The 1,268-nt window shown below is 50.7% G+C and carries 1 protein-coding gene; it reads left to right on the forward strand.

Going from position 1 to position 1,268, the window contains the following annotated elements; genetic code table 11:
• Positions 1-103: 103 nt before the first annotated feature.
• Positions 104-1,219: a carboxypeptidase-like regulatory domain-containing protein gene (locus B088_RS08175; RefSeq protein WP_025081732.1), complete on the forward strand. Its 1,116-nt coding sequence runs from the start codon at positions 104-106 to the stop codon at positions 1,217-1,219.
• Positions 1,220-1,268 lie beyond the last annotated feature (49 nt).

Raw genomic sequence — 1,268 nt, forward strand, 5'->3', positions numbered from 1 at the left:
TATATATATATATATATATATACTATATTTGAGCGTTGTATGTGATGCTTTCGTGTGCGACAATTCTCTTTAGATTTATACAAATCCTCATACAAACGACTTTATGAATCGAATAAGCTTGTTACTCCTTGCCCTGCTGACCTGTGCCGGTGGTTTGTTTGCTCAGGACGCTCTGTCCACTGTCACGGGTACTGTCTGTGACAGTGTCGGGACGCTTGACGGTGCCTCGGTCTTCTTGATACGAGACCTTGAGTCTCAGGACATCGTTGCACATGTGGTCAGTGACGAGAGAGGAAGGTTTTCCTTAGAGGTGCCGGAGGGTGACTATGTCCTCGGCGTGAGTTTTATCGGCTACCGACTTGATCCCAGACAGATAAGTGTTTCTTCTCCCACTACTGATCTTGGGGAGATTCTGCTCCGAGAGAGTGCTGAGGTGCTGCAGACGGTGGTGGTGCAGGGTAAGCCGATACGTGTCCGTATGCTGGATAATGGATTTGAGGTCAATGTCAAGGAGATGCGAGAGCGTGCCAATGATGCCCTCGATCTGCTGAGGCTGATCCCACAAGTTCATGTCAGGGGGGATCTTCTTTCAGTGGTCGGAAAGGAGAAGGTCATCGTCAAGATCGGAGATGTCCTGCAGCGTATGGAGCCCTCTGAGGTGTCATCTGCCCTCAAGGGCTATGATGCCGGGCTGGTCGACCGTGTGGAGGTGGTGACACATCCCCCGCTGAGGTATGATCCGGATGGGAATACGGCGATGATTATCCTGCACACCTCATCTGTTTTCCGCGAGTATATGGGTGGTGTCATAGGAACCGAGGAGATGTACGGACAGGGAGATAAGAACTATCGGTACGGAGGATACGGGAGTCTGATGTATAGCCATAAGGGTCTTTTTGCTTCGGTGTCGCCAAGCCTTAATCGGAACGGCTCCTCCTATATGGAGCGGCAGGTATACGAGAGAGACGAGCGTCAGTACAGGGTGGAGACCCCATCCTCCGGAACCTACGGTTATGCCGGGCTGAGAGGAGTTCTGCAGTACACGTATGGGGAGAATAAACTGCTCGGTCTGGCACTCTCGTGGAATAGGAAGAAATATGATAATGGATTTACCGGCACCGAGTATGTCTCCATACCGGGTCAGAGGGACCAGGTGATCGAGAGCGTCAATACGGGTCTATGGGTCAAATTGCAGGGTGTGACCCTTTGCCCAGACTGATTGTATAAGGGCAATCGGACATTTCAAAGTTTTGAATGGACATTTCGAC

Origin of the sequence: Porphyromonas bennonis DSM 23058 = JCM 16335 (genome assembly GCF_000375645.1) — a bacterium.
GTDB classification, from domain to species: Bacteria; Bacteroidota; Bacteroidia; order Bacteroidales; family Porphyromonadaceae; genus Porphyromonas_A; species Porphyromonas_A bennonis.